This window comes from Roseateles oligotrophus, from assembly GCF_025717515.1.
GTDB classification, from domain to species: Bacteria; Pseudomonadota; Gammaproteobacteria; order Burkholderiales; family Burkholderiaceae_C; genus Paucibacter_A; species Paucibacter_A oligotrophus.
Window position 1 is genome coordinate 56,825 of the sequence record NZ_JAJIRN010000014.1, and the last position, 24,355, is coordinate 81,179.

Sequence of the window (24,355 nt, forward strand, 5' to 3'; positions counted from 1 at the left end):
GCCCTTAGGCGTTAGGCGTTAGGCGTTAGGCGTTAGGCAACCGGCGTGGCTGGAGCAGCGGGGGCGGCCGGCGCGGTGGCACCCGAAGAAGCGCTCGATGCGGCCAATTCTGGGGCTAGTTGCGCGGCCTTCAGCTTGGCCTCCAACTGCTTGGAGCTGCTGATGTCGACAAAGGTGATGACCACGCCGAGGATCTGATCGTTCTGATTGCGGTAAGGCATGATGCGCACCGACAGCCAGCGCTGATCGGCGGTAGGCACCTGCTTTTCCGAGCTGACGAGGCTGCGCAGGGTTTCCTTCGCATCGGTCTGCAGATCGGGGAATTCGAGCGTGCTGCTGAGGTCGCCGAGCGGCCGCCCGACATCGCTGTCGCGCAGCTTGAAGATCTTCTTCGCCTGCTCGGTGAAGCGCCGCACATTCAGCTCTTTGTCGAGAAATAGCGTCGCGATCTCGGTGCTGTTGAGCAGGTTCTTCATATCGCTCTGCGCCAGTTCGAGCGCATCCAACTTGGCCTGCAGCTCCACATTGATCGCCTGCAACTCCTCGTTCATCGACTGCAATTCTTCTTTTGAGCTGGTCAACTCCTCATTGGTCGATTGCAGCTCCTCGTTGGTCGACTGCAACTCTTCGTTGGAGGCTTGCAACTCCTCTTGCGTGACCTTCATGTCTTCGCGCAGCAGCCGCAGCTCCTGCTTGCTGCGCTGCAACTCGAGCTGGGCCTCGATCAGGGCCGCACTGCGCCGCCCATGAGCTCCTGGTTTGGCCGTCGCTTTGGTCTCTGGCCCAGCCCCGTCCGTTGCCGGCAGAGGCTGTGCATTGAAAGCGACTAGCAGCAGCGCATGGCCGGCCTCGTCCACACTCGGCAGCGTTCGCAGGTCGACATCAACCGCCTGGCGCGCTGCCTCATCCTGCACAAACAAGCCTTGCAACTGCACCGGCCTCTTCTCGCTCAAGGCCTGGCGCATACCGGCGTCCAAGGCGCTGCGCAGGCCGTCGCGCGCCATCACATGAATATTCCAGTTGGCCCGCCCGGCCGCCGGTTCCAGGTATTTGCCGGTACGCCCGTTGATGTAGAGGATGTCGCCCTGCGCATTGACGACCACGGCCGGTGGCGCGAACTCCTGCAACAGCAGATGTTCGGCCGCGATCTGCAGGCTATTGGGTTTGCGGCTTGCTTCGTCGGTCAAGAGAGGCTCCTTGCTAGAGGGGGGCTTGCGGGCATTGGAGCGGCAGGGGAACTCCGTCACCAGCCTGCCGCCCATATTTTCACGCCGCCGGTAGATGCGCAGCTGTGCGTCCACGGGGTCGAACAAAGCGCCAAAGCGGCCTATGCTTTCGGACGAACCCAGCAGCAAGATCCCGCCTTGGCGCAGGCTGTAATGGAAGAGCGGGAACAAACGATTTTGCAGCGGCGCAGTGAAATAGATCAGCAGATTGCGGCAGCTGAGCAGATCCAGCTTGGTGAAAGGCGGATCGCCGTTCAGGTCATGCTTGGCAAACACCAACATCTCGCGGATGGAACCGACGACGCGATATTGCCCCTGCCCCTGCCCCTGCCCTTGCTCCGGCTTGAAGAAGCGCTGCAGCCTTTGCGCCGTCATCTCGCCGGAAATGGCGCTCGGATAGACGCCCCGCCTGGCCCGCGCGATCGCGTCGCCGCTCAGATCGGACGCAAAAATCCGCAGGCTGCTGGCGGCGCGCTCAGGCATCGCCTCTTGGGCCTCGGTGAAGGCTATTGCCAAAGAGTAGGCCTCTTCGCCGGTTGAGCAGCCGGCCACCCAGGCGCGGAATTCATAACCGTTCACTTGCGCGGCAAGCAGCTGCGGCAGCACCTCGTTCTGAAGCCGCTGCCAGACCGGCCGGTCACGGAAGAAGCCGGTCACGCCTATCAGCAGCTCATTCATCAGCAGATCAAGCTCTTGCGGGCGTTCACGCAGGAGCTTCTCATAGGCTTCGCAGGAGGCCAGCTTGTGCAAGCCCATGCGCCGCTCGATGCGGCGACTCAGGGTGCTGCGCTTGTAATGCGTGAAGTCATGCCGGCCGGTGCTCTTCAGCAACGCCAGAATGCCGCTCAAATTGCGCGTCAGCCCGGCGCCGGTTTCTGCCGAGTCGGCGGTTTTTTTCAGGCTCTCGGCCGGCTGCTGCAGCAAATACTCGGCCAACAACTTCGGTGTGGCATGGAGGTCGACAAAACCACTCTTGATGGCCCGGCTCGGCATGGAGTCGAACTGGGCCGAGTCGGGCTCCTGAGCCAAGGTCAGGCCACCCGCCTGCTTGACCTCCTGCAGGCCGAGCGTGCCGTCGGCACCCATGCCGGTCAGCACAATGGCGACGGCGCGTGCCCCCCAGGCCTGCGCCAGTGATTCGAACAAGGCGTCGATCGGCAGGCGCAAACCTCTGGGCTGCTGCGGCGAGGCCAGTTGCAGGTGATCGGCCGCCACCGTCATGATCTTGTTGGGAGGAATCACATAGACATGATCGGGATCAAGCCGCTGGCCCTGCTCGGCTTCACTGACCGGCAAGGCCGTTACCCGTTGCAAGAGCTGCGCCAGCATGGCCGGCTGGGTCGGGTCCATATGGGTGGCGACCAGAAATGCCATGCCGGTCTTGCCCGGCAGCCCGCTGAAAAACTCCTCCAGCGCGGCCAAACCGCCGGCCGACGCCCCCAGCGCCACCACGCGCTTCAAGCGGGCGGCGGCCGGTGCGGCTGCGGGCGGCGATGCTGTACTCATGGGGCATGAATGTAGCTGCATTCGAAGCCATATCCGCCAGCTCGCTCCGAAGTAGGAAAGTTGTGCAGTTATGACGTTATGTCATCAAGAGCACCGCAGCCCCTTCGACCTGGCCCTGGCGCAGCTCGTGCAAGGCCTGTTCGGCCTTGCACAAGGCATAGGCTTGCGTGTGTACTTGCAAGGGCAGGCGAGCGGCCAGGCGCAGGAATTCCTCGCCATCGGCACGGCTCAGATTGGCGACCGATTGCAGGCGCCGCTCGCCCCACAGCCAGGCATAGGGAAACGTGGGAATGTCGCTCATATGGATGCCGGCGCACACCACCGCCCCGCCCGCTCGCACCGCCCGCAAGGCCTGCGGCACCAGGCTGCCTTGCGGCGCAAACAGCAAGGCGGCGTCAAGCGGCTGCGGGGGCGGCTGCGCCGAATCGCCCACCCATTGCAGGCCCAAGCGCCGCGCCAAGGCTTGTGCACGCTCGTCACCCGGCCGGGTGAACGCGTAGACCTCCAAACCCTGCGCCATCGCCAGCTGTGCGAGCAAATGGGCGGCCGCACCAAAGCCGTACAGACCCAGCCGGCCCGATTTGGCCTGGGCCAAGCCGGACATGCGATAGGCCCGGTAGCCGATCAGCCCGGCACAGAGCAAGGGCGCCGCATGCTCATCGTCATAGCCCGGCGGCAACTCGAACACATAGCGCGCATCGGCCAACATGTACTGGGCATAGCCTCCGGCGAGCTGCCAGCCGGTGAAACGGGCGCTCTCGCAGAGGTTCTCGCGCCCTTGCAGGCAATGCGGGCAGGCGCCGCAGGTCCAGCCCAGCCAAGGCACGCCGACGCGGGCTCCCAACGCGAAGCCAAGCACGCCGGCACCCAGCGCATCAACCCGCCCGACCACCTCATGACCGGGCACCACGCCAGGGTCGGCCCGCTCGGCCGGAAATGGCAGCTCTCCGTCGATGATGTGCAGGTCGGTGCGGCAGACCCCGCAGGCCGCAACCTTGATCCGCAACTGCCCGGCAGCGGGCTGCGGCAAGCCCTGCTGCCAGACCTCCACCAAGCCACGGCCAGGCGCCTGCAGCGCCATCGACAACCAGGACTGCGTCGCTGGGTCCGGCGTGGCGGTCATGGCCGCCAACGCCTCAGCGGCGGCTGATCAACATGCCCAGCAGCAGGCCGATGCCGGCCGTGGCGGTGATGGCCTTCCAGGGGTTTTCGTGCACATAGCCGTCGGTCGCCTGCCCTGCGGCGCGCGCCTGCTCGAGCGCACGCTGCGGCAGCTGCGCCAGGCTGGTCTTGGCGCGCTGCAAATTGCCCTGCATGCGCAGGCGCAGCTCATGCATGTCTTCGCCGGCCTGGCCCGAGGTGGCGCGCAAGACCTCCTCGGCATCCGCGATCAAGACACGCAGATCATTCTTCAGCTTGTCGGTATGGATTTCATGAACTTGGGGCATTTCCAGACTCCTGCAGTGAATTGCAAGAGCTAATCTATAAGCCCTACGGTGCCAGCCACTGAGCAGAATCAATCAAGCCGCGAATGAGCGGCGTCAATCGGCGCGGGGCAACAAGGATTCAGACTGCCCACATCGCCGCCGCCGACAGCACCGGGAGTCCTAGCACCATGTCAAGCGCTGAACCTGCCGATATCAACGCCACCACCGCCACCCCACAACATGCGCTAGCCCTGGCGGGCGGCGGTTTTCTCGGGCTCTACACCGCCACGCTGCTGGACGCCTTGGAGGCGGGTGCCACGCGCCCGCTGGCACGCCATTTCGATCTGCTGGCCGGTAGCTCGATCGGCGCGGTGCTGGCGCTGGCCTTGGCCTTCGAGATACCGATGAGCCGGCTCGTCAGGCTGATCACCGAGCATGGCCCGGCCGTGTTCTCGGGCCGGCCGCTGCCCGCCAGCATGGTGGGTCGTTTGCTGGACATGAGCCGCTCGGTGCTGGGCCCCAAATACAGCGGTGAGCGGCTGCGCGAAGCGCTGCAAAGCGAGTTCGGCGACTTGCGACTGGGCGACGCCCTGCACCCGGTGGTGGTGCCGGCCGTCGACATCGGCAGCTGCCGGGCCAAGATATTCAAGACTCCGCATGCGGCGGGCTCGCTCGGTGATGCTGAGTTGCGCGCCGTGGATGTGGCGATGGCCTCTTGCGCCGCGCCGGCCTACTTTCCCTCGGTGCGCATAGGCTCGCGCTTATATGCCGATGGCGGCCTGTTTGCCGTTGCGCCAGACCAGGTTGCCCTGCACGAGCTCGAATATTTCATCGGCATCGAGCCAGCAAAGGTGTCGATGCTGTCGATCGGCACGGCGGCCGCGCATTACCAGCCCAGCGAAGGCCTGGACGAGGCGGCCGGCGCCGTCGGCTGGCTGACCGATGGCCGCCTGTTGATGACCTTGATCAGCGTGCAGCAGCAGCATGTCAGGGCCATGATGGAAGACCGGCTCGGCGAGCGCTATCTGCACCTGGACGCCGACTGGCCGGCGGATGCGGGCCTGGGCATTGATGTCGCCACGCCCGCTGCCGCCAAGCGGCTGACCCGCCTCGCCCGCGAAACCTTGCAGCCCGAGCTGATGTTGCAGATGGAGCGCTTCTACGGCCACCTCAGCGAGGCCCGTAATTTTCAGGCTCAGTCTGCGCATACATATGCGCGCGATTGAAGCGGTAATCTGACTGCGCACCGCGCAAGCCATCGGCAGTCACAAGGTCAGCAGTAGTCGCTGCATCGGCCGCCACACCGTCCGCAACACCGTCCGCCACACCGTTCGGTCTGGCCGCCAGCAATTGGTAGAGCGACAACCAGCCCTGCTCGAAACTCATCGCCGACCCGGCCAGATACAAACGGTAGGCACGCACCTTGGCCTCGTCGGTCAAACCGCGGGCCGCCTCCAATTGGCGCTCCAAGCCGTCCGACCATGCCCACAAGGTGCGGGCGTAATGCGGCCGCAGGTTTTCGGCATCCAGCAACTCCAGGCCACCCTCGGCCAAATGCTGCGCCACCTGCGCCACATGCACCAACTCGCCGCCCGGAAAAATGTGCTGCTCGATGTAGTCGCCGATACCGGCGCCCAGGCTTTCATTGCGCAGGCCGCCCGCCGTGATGCCGTGATTGAGCACCAGACCGCCGGGCCGCAGGTGGCTGCACAGACGGGCAAAGTAGCTGCGCAAATGACCACGGCCGACATGCTCGAACATGCCGACCGAGGCGATGCGGTCAAAGGTTTGCGACTCGGGAAGCTGGCGATAGTCGAGCAAACGCATCTCGACCCGCCCACCCAGGCCGCGCTCTTCGATCAGCTGCGTGACATAGCGATGCTGGTTCTGCGACAGCGTGATGCCGGTCGCCTGCACGCCGTAATGCTCGGCCGCCCACAACAGCAGGCCTCCCCAGCCCGCACCGACATCCAGAAAGCGCTGCCCCGGTGCTAACTGCAACTTGCGACAGATATGGTCAAGCTTGGCCTCCTGCGCCTCTGCCAAGCTCATGCCAGGATCGCGAAAATAGGCACAGGAATAGACCCGGCGCGGATCCAGCCAGAGCGCGAAGAACTCGTCCGACAGATCGTAATGTGACTGCACCGAGCGCGCATCGCGCATCTGGTGGTGGCGCCAGCGCGAGCGCCAATGCCGCATCCGCGCCGGCCATAAGCCCTGCTCGCCACGTTTGACCGGATCGCCGACCAGATGCGCAGCCACCTTCATCACATCGGCCAGTGAGCCTTCAATGTCCATGCGCCCGCGCACATAGGCATCGGCCAACTGCCCAATCTGCCCACGCATCAAACCCAGCAGCAGCGGCGTGTCGTGCAGGGTCAGGCTGACGTCGGCGGCCTTGGCACCGAGCCGGCCGCCGGGCCAGGCCAGCGCCAACTTGCAAGGCAGTGACGCGAACATTTGCGCATCGACCAAACCGGCGATGCTGCGCGGCCCCAAGCGCAGCTCCAGACCTTGTCGCTTGCTCACGTTTCGACCGAGATGCGATTGATGATGCCGGTGACGCCCGGCGCCGACCAGACCGCGCCCTCCACCGCATTGCGTTCGGCCCAGGAATGCACCGGCCCCTCCAAGGTCACCAGTCCGTCTGGGTCAACCGTCAATTGCACACGTTTGGCCTCGCGCATCGCTTGCCGGGTCAGCGCGGTCTGAATCCGCGCCGACAAGTCACCAGGCAAGGCGCGCGGCCTGATCGTGATGCGGTTGCTGATGCCGGTCACTCCCAGCAAGGGCCGGATGACGGTCTCGGCGCTGCGGCGCTGAAAGCCCCAGTCCAACTCGCCCTCGAGCGTGACATGACCGCCCTCCACTTTCAGGCTGACGCGCCCATCCGGGACCTGCGAATTCCAGCTTAGAGCGCTGCGTGCGGCGGCGGCAATTTCGGTGTCGCTGCGACGGTGCGCTGCAAGCGGCGTGACCTCGATCTCGACCGCCAAGGCCTTGACGCCAAAGACCCGTTTCGCGGCACGCTCGGCCGCTACTTTTTCCGCGAGGCTGTCCAGATGGCCGCTTAGCGTGACCACGCTGTCCTTAACGGCAACGCCGATCCGGGTTTCATCCACATTCGGATCCCAAGCCAACTCGGCCTGCACATCCTGCTTCAACACTGCATCGGTTTTCATGCTGAGTCCTCTCCAAGATTGGCGCGCCGACTGCGCCTCGAACTCAAAGATAGGTGAGAAGGCAGGCAAGAACTTGCGCAGACTCAATGCTTGGCTTTGCATGCGCTCCAGTACACCGTTATTCGCCGGCCTCCCCCCTACCTTGAATAAGTTCGCTCCGAGAGAGGCATTGAGTTTCATCAATTTTTTGCTCGACAAGGCCTTCACCATTCGGGCTGCGAGTTTGCACGGGCTTGCATTTTTAGCACTCAGGTGACTTTGGCTAGGGGTCTTAGCTCGGGTCGATTTTTTGAATAAAGGAAAAACCATGTCAACCAAGCTTTTACGCACACAAGCCCCCCACATTTTTGGCGCCGGCCTGCTACTTCTCGGTTTGGCCGGCATCAACCACGAAGCTCATTCAGCGCCCGTGACATTCAACTTTGCCGGTCAGGTTACTCAAACCGTATTCGACCCCTTCGACCCCTTGTCTGGCGCGGTGCAAGTCGGCACGCCGATGTATTCGTATATGAACTTCGATACCTCGGCGAGCGACCTTAATCCAGCAGCCGATGTCGGGAGCTACGCATGGACTGGCGGCACCTACGGCTTTGCGGCCGTGCTTGGCTCTGTTTTATTCCCGGTCATGCATTCATTGAGCATTTCCGTCGTTGATGGTGCTCCAGGCGGAATTGATCAGTACCTGGTCCATGCATGGGAGGGAACTCAGGCCGGCTTGAACGATTACTTCAGCATTTCATTGACTCTGCAAGACGACACCGGCACGGCATTCAGCAGCGACGCCCTGCCCTCGACTAGACCTGATCTTGGCAAATTCGCGCTGCGCTCTTTTGTCCTGACCGGCCAATACACCGACCTGAATAGCAATTTCATCCAGTATGAAGTTCAGGGCAATCTGGTGCCCGAGCCCGCCACGCTCGCACTGACCGGCTTGGGCCTGCTGGGCTGCGCCGGATTCAGCCGGCGAGGCAAGAAGTTGCCATAAGGGCACTCGGCCGGCAGCAATCCTTAAAGGCAGGCTGCTCGCTGTTCGATTGAATCCTTCAACTATTTATCGACGGAGCTTTGAAAATGAACACTTTGCGTTTGAAGACCATCTCTGTGCTTTTTGCTGCCACGCTGGGGATGGCCGTTACTGGCCAGGCCTTTGCGGTGGACGGCGTCATCCTGATCGACCAGGCTCGGGCCATGGCGGGCAACGTGACATCGGATGACTCTCCCGGCTTCCCGGTAACTATCAGTACCTCGGGCAGCTATCGGCTGGCCAGCAATCTCAATCTGGGCTTAGGTGGTGGCAACACCACCGCGATCGAAATTCGGTCCCCGGCCGGCAGCGTCTTGAACGTAAGCCTTGATTTAAACGGTTTCATGATTGCCGGTCACCCCTTCTGCGACTTCAATGGACAGAGTGATGTGGCCTGCATCCCCAGTGGCACCGGTGTCGGCATCCGAATTGAAAACGGCGCGAGCGTCAGCATTGGCAATGGTGGCATTCGCGGCATGGGCTTGCACGGCATATCTTGCTCCGGTACTTGTCAAATAGACGGTTTGATTATTGCCAACAACGGAGGCTCCGGCGTCGCTGCGTTTGGCGCAGGCGCCGCAAGCTTCACATTGACCCGCAGCACGATTTTCCTGAATCGCAAGGGCATTTCAGGCAGCCGAGGCCTCGTACAAGGCAATGTCCTGGAGTTCAATCTGGGCAATGCAGTCGAAGCGAGTTTCAGCTCGCTGCTGAATAACCTGATCAGCGGCAATGGCGGTCTCGGCTTGGCTGGAACAGGCAATGGCTACGGCGTCAATGTATTCAGCTTCAACAATGGCGGCAACGCCATGCCTCAAATTGCTGCGGGCAATATACCTACCGGAGCTAATGTGTGTGGCGCCGGGCCTTGCTGAGACAGGCGCACTCGAAGCAATCTCAATTCAGACCAGCCAGCCAGCCAACCCATAGCAATTGGCGCTGGCTGGTCTGAATCCGCAGGGCTGCGCGGGCTTCAACCGGGCGGACAGGTGTCTGTCGCACTATTTCTCACCTGAACCGAGAAGCGAAAAGCCCGCCGCTCGCCGGCCTATTGAATCGTTCAAATTCTTGTCAATGGAGGTTTTAGCAATGAATGCTTTGCGTTTCAAAACAATGTTGCTGCTAGTGGGCTCCACTCTGGGCTTGGCCGGCCAGGCCTTGGCCGTGGACGGCGTGGTGTTGATCGATCAAGCCCGCGCCAATGCTGGCGGTGTGACGCCTGGAGACGCTGCCGGCTTCCCCGTCAGCATCAATCAGCCTGGCAGCTACAGACTGGCCAGCAACCTGACCGTCCCCGATGCCAACACAAACGCGATCGAGATCAACGCACCAAACGTGACGCTGGATCTCAACGGCTTCTCGATCTTGGGTCCGAACCAGTGCAATGTCGCCCCAAGCGGAGTGGTAGGGTGCAGCCTCACAGGCAGCGGCGTGGGCGTGAAGTCTCTGCCAACCGCGCCCATCGCCAGCAGCCAGATCAGTATCAAGAACGGCAGCATCCGAGGCATGGGCAACGCGGCAATTGATTTGCGCAGCTCCGCGAGCTACGGGACTCGCGTGCAAGACATCAACGCGATCGGCAATGCCTTCGGTATCGGCGTCGGTACCGAGTCGGCAATCCTGAGAAACGTTGTCACTACCAACCGCGGCTTTGGCATCCTCGCAGGCGGCGGGAGCCTGATTGCCGACAATGTGGTCGCAACGAATGGCGGCATCGGCTTGTGGATGCTGACCAATACGAATTCCATCGGATATGCCCGGAACGTCGTTTCTACGAACGGCGGGGGCAATATCAATGGCGGCGTAAATCTGGGCGGCAACGCCTGCGACAGCAACCTCTTGTGTCCTTGAGCCCCTATCCAATCACCTGCCAATGGGGAATCGCAAGTGGCAGGTGAGCCGGGAAGTCGGCGTCAACCATACGGGACGCTCTTCTTGGCTTTACCTGTTCTGATGGCTCGCCTTCAAGCGGGCATGCCGACGGTTTGCGCCAGTAGCAGCTCTTCGTCTTGCGTCAGCCCCATCGCCTTGGACAAGCCATCGTGGTCAATCCAAGCACGGATCACTGTGGCCAAGCCCGCTGAGGCGCAATACAGATAGACGTTCTGCGCCATCGCTCCGGCGGCGGCGTTGGCATAGGCGTTGCGATGCTTGGCCGGCACCAGCATCATGCGACGGTGATCGGCCACGAAGATCAGATCGAGCGGCGCCGTATCGACAAAGTCCTGATAGCCAGTGACAGCCCTGACATCCTTGGCCTGCTGCAAACGCAGTTGATGCGCTTCGGCTTCAAAACGGTACAGACCCTCGGGCAGCGCCACGTACAGATCAATTTCCTGCGCGTTCATCGCGCTCGGCGCCGTGCGCCCGCCGAGCTTGGGGCGGTTGACACCCGCTGCGGCCCAAAGCAGGTTGCTCAAACTCTGCGCCGGCAAGGCATTGGGCGAAAAATCGCGCTGAGACTGACGCCGCTGCAAGGCCTGCATCAATGGCAGGCCGCCGTCGAGTTCCGGCGGTAGCAAGGCCAGCGTCGATGCCGCATCGCCAATCGATTCCCGGCTCACGGTTCGCCCCATCAAGCCCCGCGCCAACTTGGTCAAAGTGTTCATCATCAAGCCCTCGCATCCAGAAACCGACAAGGCGCCATGCGCGCGGACAAGACAATAGTCCACCGCATGGCGCCTCTTGCTCAATGCCGCCGGTATCAGGCCTTCTTTTTGCAACGGCTGCTATAGGCCAGGCCAGCCAAACCGGCAAAGGCCAGCGCAATGCCACTTGGCTCCGGCACCACGCTGATGCGTACACCCAGATCCTGGAAGTCATGATCAGTTGAGGCCGGTAGGTCGGTCAGGCCGGCATAGACAGCGCTGCCCGAGGTTTGAAATTGCCCGCTTGCCTGATAGGGGTCAACTCCCAGGAAGTAACCAGGCATTTGACCCAGTGCGGTGTCCGGGTTGCCATTGCCGGCACCGGAGTTCTCCAGCCAGACACCCGGGGTTGCGCCTGTCTCGTAGGCAAACTTGATTCGCCCGGCTTTCAGATTGAAAGTGTATTCGTTCTGACCGCCGGCAAGACCGCCCGAGGTCTTATCGCAGGATGGTGTGGTCCCACCGAACATCGCGCAAGCCGTGGTAACTCCTCCTACAAACAACTTCTCACCGGCATCGAGATAGTCATTGTCATTATTGAGATCCACATAGAAATTGTTCACCAGCGAGGCATTGCCACGGCCCATGAACTGGAAGGTCACATCGGCATCCTTGTTGACATTCAAATAGGAAGCGTGAAACCCTGTCATGCCTGTACCAACTCCGGCTTCAACTGCGAATCCATTGGCCCCTGTCGTCGGCCAACTGGTGCCTGTCACTGCCGAGCCGACCGAAGGCAGGCCGGGGCCATTTTTCGTACCGTTGCCGACCGAGTAATCGGTGCCACCCTGATCACCCAGGATCTCCTTGTGGATTGAAGCAGGGACGTTGGCCGCATCGACGATGGTCAATATCGGCGCCGCCATGGCGGCCCCGCTCATGCCGGACAAGGCCATAAAGCCGAGCACAGCGCCCGCCACCATGGTTTTTTTGAGTTTCAATGATTTCATGAGGAATCCCCTTTGAGGACTAGGTTGGTAAATAACGGCTTAGGCCCCGGCCATAGGACGCGGCTGAATCACTCTAGGAGCGCTGCCCGGCCAAAAATTGCGTAGGCTCAAGGCAGCCCCTGCCCTGCGGCCTGCCCCCCCTTGAACGAGGGGTTGGCCAAGCAATAGGTAGTCGATCAATCGCGAATCGACCACAGGCAGCGCCGATAAATTGCGCTCGCTCAATCGACCCCGCCGAAGCAGTTGACCAACGCGCTCAGTCTGCAATCATGGCCAATGAGCTTCCATTTCACCGCCAACATCGCTCCAAGTTCGGCGCCGGGCGCCTCTTCACAGCGGCGCAGCGCCAATCGATTCAAGCCTATGTTTCGAGCGTCTTTTTGCCTACTCGGTTTGGTATTTATGGTTGGTTGCGGCGACCAAGCCGAGAACAGTAGCGGCGCCTTGCTGAGTTCGGCCAAGTCCTATATCGAGAAGAAGGACAGCAAGGCCGCCGTCATTCAGCTCAAACGAGTGCTGCAGAAGAATCCCGAGTTGGCCGAGGCGCGCTTTTTGCTGGGCCAGACCCTGCTGGATAGCGGCAATGCGGCAGGCGCCGAAGTTGAGTTTCGCAAGGCGATCGAGTTCAAATACCCCACCGAACTGGCGCTGCCACCCTTGGCCCGCGCCTGGCTCGCCAAGGGTGAAAGCCAGCGGGTGATCGAATCCTATGCCGCGACCGAACTGGCCGAGCCGGTGGCGAATGCCGATTTGAAGACTTCGCTCGCTTTGGCCCTTTTCAACAAGGGGGACAAAGCGCGCGGAGATGCCGCTCTGGCTGCGGCCTTGAAATCGGCGCCTCAGCATGCGCCGGCCCGCTTGCTGCAAGCACGCCAACTGGCGGCCGATGGGCAGGTCGAGGCCGCGCTCGCCAGCGTGGCGGCGCTGCTGCTGAGCGCACCGAACGATGTCAAGGCTTGGCTGCAGTACGGCGAAATGCTCGGCAGCGCACAGGCGGGCGCCAATCCGACGAAGGTGGCCAAAGCGATTGATGCCTTCCAGCAAGCCCTGCGCCTGCAACCCGACTCGGCCGCCGCGCATGGCGGCATCGTTTCAAGCTGGATGGCCCAGCAAAACTATGTCGCCGCGCAGGCTGCGTTTGACAGCATGAAGAAGGCCCTGCCCGAGCACAAACAAACGCTCTACTTCGAGACCCTGCTGAGCTTGCAGCGAGGTGATCTGCGCGGCGCCACTCAACTGGCCGACAAGCTGCTGAGTGCGGGGCCATCAAATCCTGCCTGGATGCAACTGGCCGGCACGGTGGCCTTGCAAGCGGGTGATTTGAGCAAGGCCGAATCCTTGCTCGCCAATGCCTTGCAAATCACGCCGGGCAATTCCGTGCTGCGCCGCTTGCTGGCCCGCAGCTATCTGCGCTCATCGCAGCCGGCATTGGCGCTGACGACGCTGCAGCCGCTGCTGCTGAAAAAGAACGATGCAGACGCCGAATTGCTGACGCTGGCGGCGATGGGCCATCAGCAATCCGGTGAGACGAAGCAGGCCAAAACGCTGTTCGCCGCCGCCGCCAAGCTCAAGCCGGAAGATCCACGGCTGCGCGGGGCGCTGGCCTATAGTCGCCTGGGCGCAGGCGAAGCCGAGGCGGGCTCGGCCATCAAGGACTTGCAAACCATCGCCGCGGCGGACAGCAAGGGCGGCGAATCGGACCAGGCCTTGATCAGCGCGCTGCTGTCGCGCCGGGAATTCGAGGCGGCCTTGCGGGCGACTGATGCGCTTGAGAAGAAGCAGCCCGACAAGCCGCTTGCCGCCATGCTGCGGGGCCGGGTTGCCCTCGCACGCGGCGACAGTGCGGCCGCACGTGCCAGCTTCGAGCGTGCACTGGTCATCGCGCCGAGTGACTTTCCGGCCTACGCAGCCTTGGCGGCGTTGGACCTGCAAGAGCAACAACCGGAGCGCGCCCGCAAGCGCATCGAAACGCTGTTGAGCCATGACCCGCAGAATTCGCGCGGCTTGGTCGCGCTGGCCGTGCTGCGCTCGCGTGGCGCCGCCGGCAAGGAGGAGATCAACCAGTTGCTCGCCAGCGCCATCAATGCCGACCCGGCCAAAGCGCAGACAAGGCTTTTGCTGATCAATCAGCATCTTCGCAACCAGGACATCAAGCTCGCCTTGGCGGTAGCACAGGACGGTGTGGCTGCCTTGCCCAACGACGCCGGCATGATCGATGCGCTGGGCCGGGTGCAAATGGCCGCTGGAGACTTCAACCAAGCCGCCGCAGCCTTCAAGCAACTGGCGGCCTTGCAGCCCAAATCGCCGCTGCCGCTGATGAGTCTGGCGCAGGTCAGTGTGGCGATGAAGGATTTGCCGGCGGCGATTCAACACCTGAACCGCGCCTTGGCGCTGCGGCCCGGCTTCTTGCCGGTGATGCAGGGTCTGATTGATTTGCAGTTCGCCTCCGGCCATGCGGACCAAGCATTGAAGATCGCGCGCGAGATCCAGAAGCTGCGGCCGCAAGAGGCGGCGGGCTTTGTGAGCGAGGCCGCGCTGCAGTCCAGGATGAAGAAATGGGACGCCGCCGCTGCGGCCTATCGCACGGCGCTGAGCAAGACTAAGGCCGGCAACGCCTTGGCCATCAAGCTGCACGAGGCATTGATGGCGGGCGGCAAAACCAGCGAGGCCGGCAAGTTCTCGGCCGAATGGCTGAAGGAGTACCCGAACGACGGGGTGTTCCTGCTCTATCTGGGTGAAATGGCGATGACGCGGCAAGACTACGCTGCCGCCGAGACCCGGCTGCTGGCGGTGGCTCAGCTGGACCCCGACAACGCCGCAGTGCTGAACAACCTCGCTTGGGTGCTGATGCAAATGAATAAGCCCGGCGCCCTGGCCCATGCGGACAAAGCCAATTCCTTGAGCCCCCAGCAAGCGGCCTTCATGGATACCTGGGCGCAGGCCCTGGCCGAAGACAAGCAGTTCGCCAAGGCGGTGGAAGTGCAGGCGCAAGCAATCAAAGTGCAGCCGGATAACCCATTACTGAAGCTGAGTCTGGCGCGGATCTATCTGAAGGCCGGTAACAAGTCAATGGCAAAGGCGCAACTGGATCAACTGACCGCGCTGGGAGACCGTTTTGCGGGCAAGACGCAGGTGGACGAGCTGCGCAAGTCGCTGTGAATTGCGGCACAACATATTTCAGTCCTCAGCGGCATTGAGCATACTCAATTGCTCGACCTCAAGCTGCAGCGATCCTGCCCGGGCGCCGGCATCCGCCCGCGTTGACGCACGGGCAGATCCGTGGATGAATAGGGTCAGACCATGCCTGCTCTTGCACGTGAATCTCTGGCCGGGGAAGCAAGAACCGATGCTCAGTCGGAGCAACACAGCGCCTTGGCCGCGCCCGTCTTGATCGAGCAATCGCCGTCAAACGGTGCGCCGCTGTTGTCCGTGATCGTGCCGACCTTCAACGAGCGCGGCAATCTGTACGAGTTGGTGCGTCGCCTCGCCATTCAGTTGCAAGAGATTGCCTGGGAAGTCATCTTTGTCGATGATGATTCGCCCGACGGCACGGCCGAACTGGCCCGCGCTATGGCCCGCGCCAACCCGCATGTGCGCTGCCTGCAACGACTGGGCCGGCGCGGCCTGTCCTCCGCCTGCGTCGAGGGCGTGATGTCCAGCAGCGCCCCCTATGTGCTGATCATGGACGGCGACTTGCAGCATGACGAGTCCATCCTGCCGCGCATGCTGCAGGCCCTTGTCAGCGGCGAGGCCGATGTCGCCATCGGCAGCCGCTATATTGACGGCGGGGGCATCGGGCAATGGGACGACGGCCGCGCCATGATCAGCCGCTTCGCCACCCGCCTCAGTCATCTGGTGGTGCCGCCCGACCTGAAGGACCCGATGAGCGGCTTCTTCATGATGCGGCGCGAGGTCTTCCTGGCTAGGGCGCGGGCCTTGTCCGCCATGGGTTTCAAGATCCTGGTTGATCTGTTCGCATCCGGCCGCAAGCCGCTGCGTTTTGTAGAAATCCCCTATCAATTCCGCAATCGCCAGCAGGGCGAAAGCAAACTCGACAACCAAGCGGCATGGGACTACCTGATGCTGCTGCTGGATAAGCTGGTCGGCCACCTGCTGCCGGTCCGCTTCATCGCCTTCGCCGGCATCGGGGCGCTCGGTCTGGCCGTGCATTTACTCATCTTGGGCGCGCTCTTCAAGAGCGAGTCCCTGGCCTTTCAATCGGCGCAAGCGAGCGCGACCTTGCTGGCCATGAGTTTCAATTTCACGGTCAATAACCTGTTGACCTATCGGGACCGACGCTTGCAAGGTTTTGGCTGGTGGCGCGGGCTGGCCTCCTTCATGCTGGCCTGCAGCATCGGCGCCATCGCCAATGTCGGCATTGCCAGCTATGTCTTCGACGCCAAGGGCCAATGGCTGCTGGCAGCGCTGGCCGGCGTGGTGGTGGGCGCTGTCTGGAACTACGCCGTGACCTCGGTCTACACCTGGGGAAAGCCGCGTCACTGATGAGATATCTTCTCAAGCAACCGTCCGGCGGTGGCAATCCGGCCTGGCCGGGCGTGATCGCGATGCTGTGCTTGGCGCTGCTGTCCGTGGCGATGTTGGCCAGACTGGAATTCGGTCGCTGGAGCCAGGACGCAATCCAAGTTGATGAACTCTTTTTCGCCAGCTGTGCGGCGCGCGGTCTGGCCGAACATCAACTACCGGTAGCCGGCTGCCATGACAACAAAGGGCCGATGATCTACCTGGTTCATCAACTGGTGCAACTGGCCAGTTCGACCTACGATCTGAGCGCGATCAAGCTGGCGGCCTACCTCAACGTGGCGCTGCTGGCCGCAGCGGTGGCTTGGCTGGCGTACTTGTTGAGTGGCGCTCTGGCTGCCACAGCGGCGGCGGCGCTGCTGCTCTCGGCCCTGGCGAGCGATGCAAGCCATCTGGCCTTGAAGACCGAATTGCTGGGCGGGCTGTTTCTGTTGCTGGCTCTGATCACCCTGCTCGCCCGCCCCGGCCGGCGCCCAAGCTGGACCTTGCTGACCGCCGGCGCCCTGCTCGGGCTGGCCACGCTAACTCGGCAAACCTACGGATTTTCGCTGCCCGCGCTGCTGCTTGGCATCTACCTGCCGTTGCGCAGCGTCAAGCCGGCGGGCTTCAATCGATTGTTTGTCCTTGACAGTCTGATGCTGATTGCAGGCTTGCTGACGCCCTTCTGTCTGTTCCTGCTGCTGTTCTATCTGCGCGGTCAAGAGCTGGAGTTTTTGGCCAATCTGTTTATCTACCCGGCCGTGCGGGGCGTGCCGGACGCCACGCCGTTTGCAAAGACCTTGCAATGGCAATTGGGCGGCGTCCTGTCTGTATTGGCCGGGAAGCCGGGGCTGTGTACGCTCTTCGCGATTCAATCGGCATCGGTCCTCGGCGCCAATTACAAAACCCATGCTGCGGCCCTTCGGCAATCTCAAAGTCATGTGCAGCGCCAGTTAGCACTGTTCTTTTGCACCTTGAGCATGCTGCTGGTGATCTTCATCTCGCCGGTCTTCTACGGCTATCACATCCTGCCTGTTGAGTTGCTGATGGCGGTGCTGGCCGGCATCGGCCTGGCCGAACTGAGTACGGCGCTCTTGAACGCGGGCCCGAGAAACGGCAAAGCCCTCCTGAGCATTGCACTGATCACGCCTTCACTCTTGATGGCCGTCAGCACTTGGATGAATCATGGCGGCACTCGAAACAAACGCGAAGCCAGTGCCGTGAATGCCATCCTCAAGGGCGAGAGCCGCGGCGAGCACGCTTATGTGGTGGGCATGTGGCCCAGCTTCTATGTCAAAAACGGCTTGATACCGGCCAGCAATTTGATGTTCCCCTGGGCCTTGGCCGGAGCACCGCCAAGCGGCATGTACGGTCCTCCGCCACCGGGCACCCGCCGAGCAGCAATGCTGAACTGGGCCCATGGAAAGATGGAGGCGGCGTTGCTGGAAGACTTCCGGCGCAGCCCGCCACGTTTTATTGCGGTCATCAACAGCATGGCGCGCAGTGCCGGCTCCAAGCGAATAACAGATGTCATAATCATCAATGACTATCTTTTAGAGCATTGCACTTTCAGACAGGAGATCATCGGCGACCATGAGTTCACAGGCGAGCTGTATCGCTGCCGCATCGGCAATGGGCCGGACTCCCTCCCAGAAAAAGTGAGCCAGGCCCAATGATTGGACCTAGCAGGTCCAGATAATCAATTACTTCACCAGCAAGACCGGCAAGGGCGAGATGTGGACAACCCGCTGCGCTACCGAGCCTAGAAAGAAGTTCCCCATCACGCCTCGGCCATGGGTTCCGATCACGATTTGATCGATGTCCTCCTGCTCCGCCACCCGCACGATCTCGGACGCCACCACGCCGACCGTGCGCACGCTTGCCAGCACCGTCAGGCCGGCCGCTTTGGCCAGAACCTGCGCTTCCTCCAGCACACGCTTTTGCTCGTGATAGATGGCGGTTTCGAGTTGATCAAACGCCCGCGGCGTCATTTCCCCGTAAAAGCTCGGGCTGGGGCTGACATTCAACAAGGTCACGCGAAGCTCGGTCGTGGCTGCAGCGAGCCTGCCTACGGCGGCTATGGCGTGCTTGGCATGCTCCGAGCCGTCGACGGCAATCAGTAGTTTCAACATGATGAAAAGCTCCTCTATAGGCCCAGTTGACTGTGAACCGTATGGTCGCGAACGCCGGCGCGGGTCGATTGCGCACCCTCAACGATGGCCGAATCCGGCCTCGCTTCACGGGCTGCGTTTTTGCACCCTCGCTCCATCCTTGACAGCCGGCGGCGGGTAATTGATGACGACGCTGCCGACCGCCGGGCCCTTGCGCAGCCAAGCCACCCGGCCATTGCGCGCCTCCAACTCGACCTCGGTCAAGCGCGCCCGTCCGCCTTCGACGGCGAAGACCGCGCGCTGCTCAGGCCCGCCGCCGGGCAAGGGGAAAACCGCGCTGACGGGCACTTGCAGCGCCTCCGGCAGGCTGCGGGTGATGATTTTCAGCGCCACCCGGTAGCCGTCGCCGAGCCGCTCGCGCCCGGCCAAGGGACTTGTCAATTCGACGATCACGCGCACGCGCTGCTCCTCCACCCCGAGCGCAGACACCTTGGTGAAGGCGCCCGGCTCGACCCGGCTGACCTTGCCGGTCAAGGCTTGCGGCCCGCCCCAGCGTTCGATCAGGGCCTTGCTGCCCGGGCGGGCCAGCAAGGCATCGGCGCTCAAGAGTTCGGCCACCACCTCCAGCTTGGCGGTGTCCCCGATTTCAAGCAAGGGCGTACCCAGCGCCAACACCGCTTCGCTGGCTTGATGCAGGCGCAAGACCAAGCCGGCCACCGGTGAGCGCAAGTCAAACGCACGGCCGCCACCACCGCTGAACAGCCCCAATGCCGCACGCGCTTGCACCAGTCCGAATTGCGCCAGTTGCGCCTCGGCCGCCGCAGCTGCCTGCTCCTCGGTGGCGGCACGCATGGCAAGTTGATCGCCCTCCAACTTGGCCTCGCCGACAAAGCCTTGGCGGCTCAGCTGCTCGCTGCGCAGCAAGGTTCGCCGCGCCTGCTCCAGCCCGACCTTGGCCACGGCCAGTCGGCTCAAGGCCGCGCGCTGAGCGGCATCGGCAGCATCGACGCGCGCCCTGAGCTCGGCACTGCTGCGCTCATCCAGCAGCGGCGCAGCGGCAGGCAGGATCTGACCCAGCAAATCGCCGGCCGCCACCGCATCGCCCTCGCGCAAGCTTGGCCGCAGCCAACGCCCGGCCAGCGGGGCGGAGACCACATAACGGTCCAAAACCCGGGTCTTGCCATCCTCCTCGATGCTGGATTCAAAAGGCCCGACTTGCACCGCTGCCACCTCGACCAGCTCCGGTCGCGGCGCCATCGCCCAGGCCAGCAGGGCCAGCAAGGCGATGGCGGCGCCGGCAGCCAGCCATTTGCTATTTATCTTGCCGCTCTGCATTGCTCACTCCCTCGTCTTCAAGGCGGCCACCATGTCGAGCCGGTCGATATGGCGCCGCACCACCAGGGCGCTGAGCACGCCCGCCGTCACCACCACCAGACCGGCCAAGGCATAGGTGCGCGGCAGGATGACGACGGGGAAGAGAAATTGATCCGACTTCAGCAGCCCCACCACCGAATGCGTCAGCGCCCAGCCCAGCCCCATGCCCAGCGGCAAGGCGACGGCAATGCTGAGGCCCAACTCGCCCAGCAGCAGCCCCGACACCTCGGCGCGACTGAAGCCCAGCACGCGCAGCGAGGCCAGCTCCCAAGTCCGCTCGGCCAGCGCAATGCGCGCGTTGTTATAGACCACGCCGACTGCGATGACACAGGCAAAAAAGGTCAGGATGCTGCTCATGATGCGAACATTGCGGGCGCTGACCTCCTGCATATTGCGCAAAAGACTGGCCTTGCTGAAAGCCCCTGCCACTTTCGGCAAGGCCTTGCTGGCGCTCAACAGACTCGCTTCGCTGCCACCCTCCAGCGCCAGTGCAAACAGATTGCTGACATCGCCCTCGCCCAGCCAGCGATTCAAGGCGCGCCGCTCGGCATAAGCGTTCAGGCCCATCATCTCGCGCACGGTGCGCTCCAGCGGCAGAACCAGGCTGCGCCTGTCACCCTCCAGCACCTCGACCCGTACCCGGTCGCCAACCGCCAAGCCTAACTTGTCGGCCAGACGGTCCGTGATCACCAGACCGAACTGCCCAGGCAGCGCCTCATGGCCGTCCACATCGATGATGCGGCGCAGCTGCGGGATTGCGGCATAACCCTGAATGCTGGCGCGTTCGCTCAGATGCCCATTGACGAAACGCACCGCCACATCGCGCCCCGACTCCACCGTCAGCACGCCGGGCAAGCGCTGCAAGTCGAGCCCAGCGCTGTCACTGGCGGCCTCGCTCAACCACATCAGCACATCGCTGCGCATGGCCAGATTGAACTGGGTGTCGACGATGTAGTCGATCGCATCGCGGAAGAAGTTGCCCATCACGACGATGGCCACGGCGGCCGCCACGCCGCCGATCGAGAGGCCGCTGCGCCAGGGCCGGCGCTCCATATTGCGCAAAATCATGCGCAAGGACAAAGGCGCTTGCCCGCCGCCCAGCCAAGTGGCCAAGCGTTCCAGGGCCGAGCGTCGGTAGCGCCCCGGTGCCGCCGGCCGCATCGCCTCGGCCGGTGCCAGCCGCACGATGGCGGCAATCGCATTCACCGTCGCCAACACTGCCGTCAGCAAACTGGTGCCGGCAGCGATCAGCACCAGGCCCGGCGCCAGCCGGTGCTCGAAGCGCGGGAACTGGAAGAACTCCGCGTACAAGCCGGTCAACTGCCCACCCAGCCAATCCCCCAAGACCAGGCCCAGCAAGAGGCCCAGCGCGGTGATCAGCAAGACCAGGCGCAGATAGTGGCCAGCAATGTCGAGGTTAGGGTAGCCAAGCGCCTTCAACGCGGCCACCTGCTCGCGTTGCGTCGCCACCAGACGCGACAACACGACATTGAGCAAGAAGGCCGCCACACCGAGGAAGATCGCCGGCAGCACACTGCCCATCACATGCTGCTCCTTGATCTCGTTGTCCAGCATCGCGTGCGAGGGCTGGTCCGCGCGGCCATGGGCGTCGGCGGCGCCATAGGCCGCCAGGCGGGTATTCAGCTGCGCGATCAGGGCCGGCTGCGAGGCAACAGGGGCCAGCTTGATCGCCACTCGGTTGAAGGCACCGCGCATATCGTAGGCGGCGGCGAGTTGCTCGCGGTCCAGCCAGAAGACGCCGAAACCGCGCATATCCGGCATGCCTTGCAAACCGGCAAACACATATTCGGGCGACAGCGCCGCCCCCACCATCACCAGTTCGCGTTGACGGCCGTTGATCAGCGCCGACAACTTGTCACCCGGCTTGAGCCCGCGCGCCTGCGCAAAGGCCTGCGAGACCAGCACCTCAATGGCCTTGTCGCCACTCTGATCGGCGCTGAGCCAGCGGCCGCTGCGCAGCGAGACCCGGTTCAGGCGCTGTTCCTGCTGCCTGCCTTGGCGCAGCTCCAAACCGATCAAGCGGCCGATGATGGGATCGGGCAGACCGGCAATCTCCACCCGCACCATCTGCTCCAGCGTGGTCTGCACGGCGAGCACGCCGGGCAACTCCTGCAGCTGCTGCTGCAAGGCCAGCGGCGCTCGCTTCAGGTCGACGAAGAGGTCGGCAAAATGAGCCTCGGCGTAGAACTCGTCGCGGGCAACGGCCAGCGAATCCACCGCCGACAAGCTGGTGATGAAGCCGCCCACCGCGCTGGCCACGACCAGCCCAATCGTCAAGGCCTGGCTCCAGAGCAGGCGCAGATCGCGCAGCAGCTTGCGGTCAAGCGCGCGCATCGCCGCCCCCCGGCCTCACCACGACAGCTCCGAGGGCTTCAGCTTGCGGGCATTGCGCTCAATGCGCTGTATCAAGCCATCACCGAGATAGATGACACGATCGGCCATCGCGGCGATCGCGGCGTTGTGAGTGATGACGATGGCGGTGGTGCCGAGTTGCTGGTTGACGCCGGCGATCACCTCCAGCACCAGCTTGCCGGTCTGGTAGTCGAGCGCGCCAGTCGGCTCGTCGCAAAGCAGCAACTCGGGCCGCTTGACGATGGCCCGCGCGATCGCCACGCGCTGCTGTTCGCCGCCGGACAACTGCGCCGGGAAATGATCGGCGCGCGGCAACAACCCAACCATCGAGATCGCCTCGTCCACCGGCATCGGGTGGCTGGCGATATCGGTCACCAGCGCGATGTTCTCGCGCACCGTCAGGCTGGGGATCAGGTTGTAGAACTGAAACACAAAGCCGACATGCTCGCGCCGGTAGCGGGTCAGCTCGGCCTCGGAGGCGCCGCTGAGCCGGTGGTCGGCAAAGTGCAGCTCGCCGCCGCTGGGGATATCAAGTCCGCCCAGAATATTCAGCAGCGTCGACTTGCCGCTGCCCGACGCACCCAGCAGCACGATGAATTCACCCGGCGCGACTTCAAGATCGACCCCGCGCAGCGCATGCACCGCCGTCTCGCCTTCGCCGTAAACCTTGCTGAGGCCTTTGGCGCTGAACACCTGACTCGCGCTGCCCATCTGCAGCCTCGCAAGTCATGCCCGTTGACTGAATTCGCGATCACGCCCACCGCGCATGGCTTCGGCCAAATCACTCAGCTCACGCGCCAAGGTCTCCAGCACATCCTCCATCGCCACGATGCCGACCAAACGCTGCGCCTTATCGGTGATGACGAGGCGCCGCAGACGATGCTGACGCATCAGGCCGACGGCCTCCATCAGATCCATCTCCGGGTGCCCGAGCACGAGATCGACCGACATGATGTCGCCAGCGGTGAAGAGCTGCGGGTCCAGCCCTTCGGCCATCAGGGCCAGCACCAGATCACGGTCGGTGACGATGCCGATAGGCCGCGTCTGCTCGCTCGCATCGACGACGACCAGCGAGCCGATATGGTGCTTGCGCATCAATTGCGCCGCCACCGAGGCCGGCGTTTCGGGCTCCACCACCGCGACGATGGCGGTGGCGATGTCCTTCAGGCGCGCTTTCTTGCTGTCCATGATCTTCAGCCCCCGCAAAGCTTCACTTGACCAGCAAGACCGGCATCGTCGCCAAGTGGACAACCCGTTGCGCGACCGAACCGATCAACAGGCTGCCGATCGCGCTCATGCCGCGCGTACCCAGGACGATCTGGTCGACCTGATGTTCGGCGGCGAGGCGAACAATCTCCGGCGCCGCAAGACCTTCGGCACGCAGGCTGGCCCGCACCGTCAGACCACAGTCCTGCACCTTGGTGGTCGCCTCGGCCAGCAATTGATCTTGCCGTTTGAGTTGAGCCAACTCGATCTCGTCGGCGCTGAAAACCGGCAGCTCCCCGTAATAGACCGGCCCGTCGCGCACATTCAGCAGCAAGACATCCAGCGACACCGAGGCTCGCGCCATCGTCGCTACCGCCTCAATGGCATGCATCGATGCCTCCGAGCCATCAATCGCAATCAGTAGTTTCAACATTTCCTGTCCTTGCAAGGTGACCAGTGCTATCAAAAACCCTGCTTTCAGCTTGCCTTGAACAGGCTCATTGCGATTGAGCGGGCGCAATCGCGGTCAACTTGCCCTCGTTCCGATTTACTCGGTAGTTAAGAACCGACAACGAGTCAACGGTGCAGCAAAGGCCGTTCAAGGCAGTTGAGCCAGGAATATTCAGCTTGGCGACGATGCATGCCTTCAAATTCAATATCCGATTCAATACTATTGCGTTAGCAACACTAACGATGATCTCCCGCGTATCTCAGCGCAAGTATTGACGATATTCCAAAGCCCACAATGCCACTGGCCTGTGCCCCGACCTTGTTGACGAAGGGGGCCGATCACGACAGCCGGGATTGCTT

20 protein-coding genes are annotated in these 24,355 nt (G+C 62.8%); 7 read left to right on the plus strand and 13 right to left on the minus strand.

Annotation, left to right across the window (positions count from 1 at the left end; all coding sequences use genetic code 11):
• Positions 1-32: 32 nt before the first annotated feature.
• The 3 genes from LNV07_RS24900 to LNV07_RS24910 form a co-directional block, all read right to left on the minus strand.
• Positions 33-2,732 carry a chemotaxis protein CheB gene (locus LNV07_RS24900; protein WP_263573910.1) on the minus strand — a complete coding sequence of 900 codons (2,700 nt, stop codon included), beginning with the start codon at positions 2,730-2,732 and terminating at the stop codon, positions 33-35.
• Between the two features lie 76 nt (positions 2,733-2,808).
• Entirely contained in the window at positions 2,809-3,813 is a 1,005-nt protein-coding gene (locus LNV07_RS24905; RefSeq protein WP_263573931.1) for a zinc-dependent alcohol dehydrogenase family protein, read from the minus strand.
• A gap of 55 nt (positions 3,814-3,868) precedes the next feature.
• The gene (locus LNV07_RS24910) at positions 3,869-4,180 is read right to left on the minus strand and encodes a DUF883 family protein (RefSeq protein WP_263573911.1); all 312 of its coding nucleotides are present in this window, start codon (positions 4,178-4,180) and stop codon (positions 3,869-3,871) included.
• 167 nt (positions 4,181-4,347) lie between these two features.
• Between LNV07_RS24910 and LNV07_RS24915 the strand changes: the two genes are divergently transcribed.
• Complete coding sequence (locus tag LNV07_RS24915; RefSeq protein WP_263573912.1) at positions 4,348-5,385, plus strand: CBASS cGAMP-activated phospholipase; 1,038 nt, start codon at positions 4,348-4,350, stop codon at positions 5,383-5,385.
• Here the strand turns inward: LNV07_RS24915 and LNV07_RS24920 are convergent.
• Positions 5,330-6,619 carry an SAM-dependent methyltransferase gene (locus LNV07_RS24920; protein WP_263573932.1) on the minus strand — a complete coding sequence of 430 codons (1,290 nt, stop codon included), beginning with the start codon at positions 6,617-6,619 and terminating at the stop codon, positions 5,330-5,332. The genes LNV07_RS24915 and LNV07_RS24920 overlap by 56 nt on opposite strands.
• Before the next feature lie 65 nt (positions 6,620-6,684).
• Entirely contained in the window at positions 6,685-7,341 is a 657-nt protein-coding gene (locus LNV07_RS24925) for a BON domain-containing protein (protein WP_263573913.1), read from the minus strand.
• A gap of 307 nt (positions 7,342-7,648) precedes the next feature.
• Here LNV07_RS24925 and LNV07_RS24930 point away from each other — a divergent pair, with 307 nt between their 5' ends.
• From LNV07_RS24930 to LNV07_RS24940, 3 genes are all read left to right on the plus strand, one after another.
• A complete protein-coding gene (locus LNV07_RS24930; protein WP_263573914.1) occupies positions 7,649-8,326 on the plus strand; it encodes a PEP-CTERM sorting domain-containing protein in 678 nt (225 codons plus the stop codon).
• Between the two features lie 86 nt (positions 8,327-8,412).
• The gene (locus LNV07_RS24935; protein WP_263573915.1) at positions 8,413-9,240 is read left to right on the plus strand and encodes a hypothetical protein; all 828 of its coding nucleotides are present in this window, start codon (positions 8,413-8,415) and stop codon (positions 9,238-9,240) included.
• A gap of 58 nt (positions 9,241-9,298) precedes the next feature.
• Entirely contained in the window at positions 9,299-10,216 is a 918-nt protein-coding gene (locus LNV07_RS24940) for a right-handed parallel beta-helix repeat-containing protein (protein WP_263573916.1), read from the plus strand.
• A 113-nt stretch (positions 10,217-10,329) separates the two neighbouring features.
• Here the strand turns inward: LNV07_RS24940 and LNV07_RS24945 are convergent, their stop codons facing one another.
• Positions 10,330-10,974 (minus strand): SagB/ThcOx family dehydrogenase, encoded by a 645-nt coding sequence (locus LNV07_RS24945; RefSeq protein WP_263573917.1) that lies wholly within the window; start codon positions 10,972-10,974, stop codon positions 10,330-10,332.
• Positions 10,975-11,069: 95 nt separating this feature from the next.
• The gene (locus LNV07_RS24950; RefSeq protein ID WP_263573918.1) at positions 11,070-11,894 is read right to left on the minus strand and encodes a hypothetical protein; all 825 of its coding nucleotides are present in this window, start codon (positions 11,892-11,894) and stop codon (positions 11,070-11,072) included.
• Between the two features lie 432 nt (positions 11,895-12,326).
• Here LNV07_RS24950 and prsT point away from each other — a divergent pair, with 432 nt between their 5' ends.
• The 3 genes from prsT (at position 12,327) to LNV07_RS24965 (ending at position 18,157) form a co-directional block, all read left to right on the plus strand.
• Complete coding sequence (gene prsT / locus LNV07_RS24955; protein WP_263573919.1) at positions 12,327-15,122, plus strand: XrtA/PEP-CTERM system TPR-repeat protein PrsT; 2,796 nt, start codon at positions 12,327-12,329, stop codon at positions 15,120-15,122.
• 141 nt (positions 15,123-15,263) lie between these two features.
• Positions 15,264-16,466, plus strand: a complete 1,203-nt coding sequence (locus LNV07_RS24960) for a glycosyltransferase (protein WP_263573920.1) — start codon at positions 15,264-15,266, stop codon at positions 16,464-16,466.
• Positions 16,466-18,157 (plus strand): hypothetical protein, encoded by a 1,692-nt coding sequence (locus LNV07_RS24965; protein WP_263573921.1) that lies wholly within the window; start codon positions 16,466-16,468, stop codon positions 18,155-18,157. The genes LNV07_RS24960 and LNV07_RS24965 overlap by 1 nt, the downstream gene beginning before the upstream one ends.
• 27 nt (positions 18,158-18,184) lie before the next feature.
• Here the strand turns inward: LNV07_RS24965 and LNV07_RS24970 are convergent, their stop codons facing one another.
• From LNV07_RS24970 to LNV07_RS24995, 6 genes are all read right to left on the minus strand, one after another.
• Entirely contained in the window at positions 18,185-18,613 is a 429-nt protein-coding gene (locus tag LNV07_RS24970; protein WP_263573922.1) for a universal stress protein, read from the minus strand.
• A 105-nt stretch (positions 18,614-18,718) separates the two neighbouring features.
• A complete protein-coding gene (locus LNV07_RS24975) occupies positions 18,719-19,927 on the minus strand; it encodes an efflux RND transporter periplasmic adaptor subunit (RefSeq protein ID WP_263573923.1) in 1,209 nt (402 codons plus the stop codon).
• Positions 19,928-19,930: 3 nt separating this feature from the next.
• Positions 19,931-22,321: an ABC transporter permease gene (locus LNV07_RS24980; RefSeq protein ID WP_263573924.1), complete on the minus strand. Its 2,391-nt coding sequence runs from the start codon at positions 22,319-22,321 to the stop codon at positions 19,931-19,933.
• Between the two features lie 15 nt (positions 22,322-22,336).
• On the minus strand, positions 22,337-23,050 hold the full coding sequence (locus LNV07_RS24985; protein ID WP_263573925.1) for an ABC transporter ATP-binding protein: 714 nt from the start codon (positions 23,048-23,050) through the stop codon (positions 22,337-22,339).
• A gap of 15 nt (positions 23,051-23,065) precedes the next feature.
• On the minus strand, positions 23,066-23,527 hold the full coding sequence (locus LNV07_RS24990; RefSeq protein WP_263573926.1) for a CBS domain-containing protein: 462 nt from the start codon (positions 23,525-23,527) through the stop codon (positions 23,066-23,068).
• Positions 23,528-23,549: 22 nt separating this feature from the next.
• Positions 23,550-23,978, minus strand: coding sequence for a universal stress protein (locus tag LNV07_RS24995; protein ID WP_263573927.1), 429 nt, complete (start codon positions 23,976-23,978; stop codon positions 23,550-23,552).
• Positions 23,979-24,355: the final 377 nt, after the last annotated feature.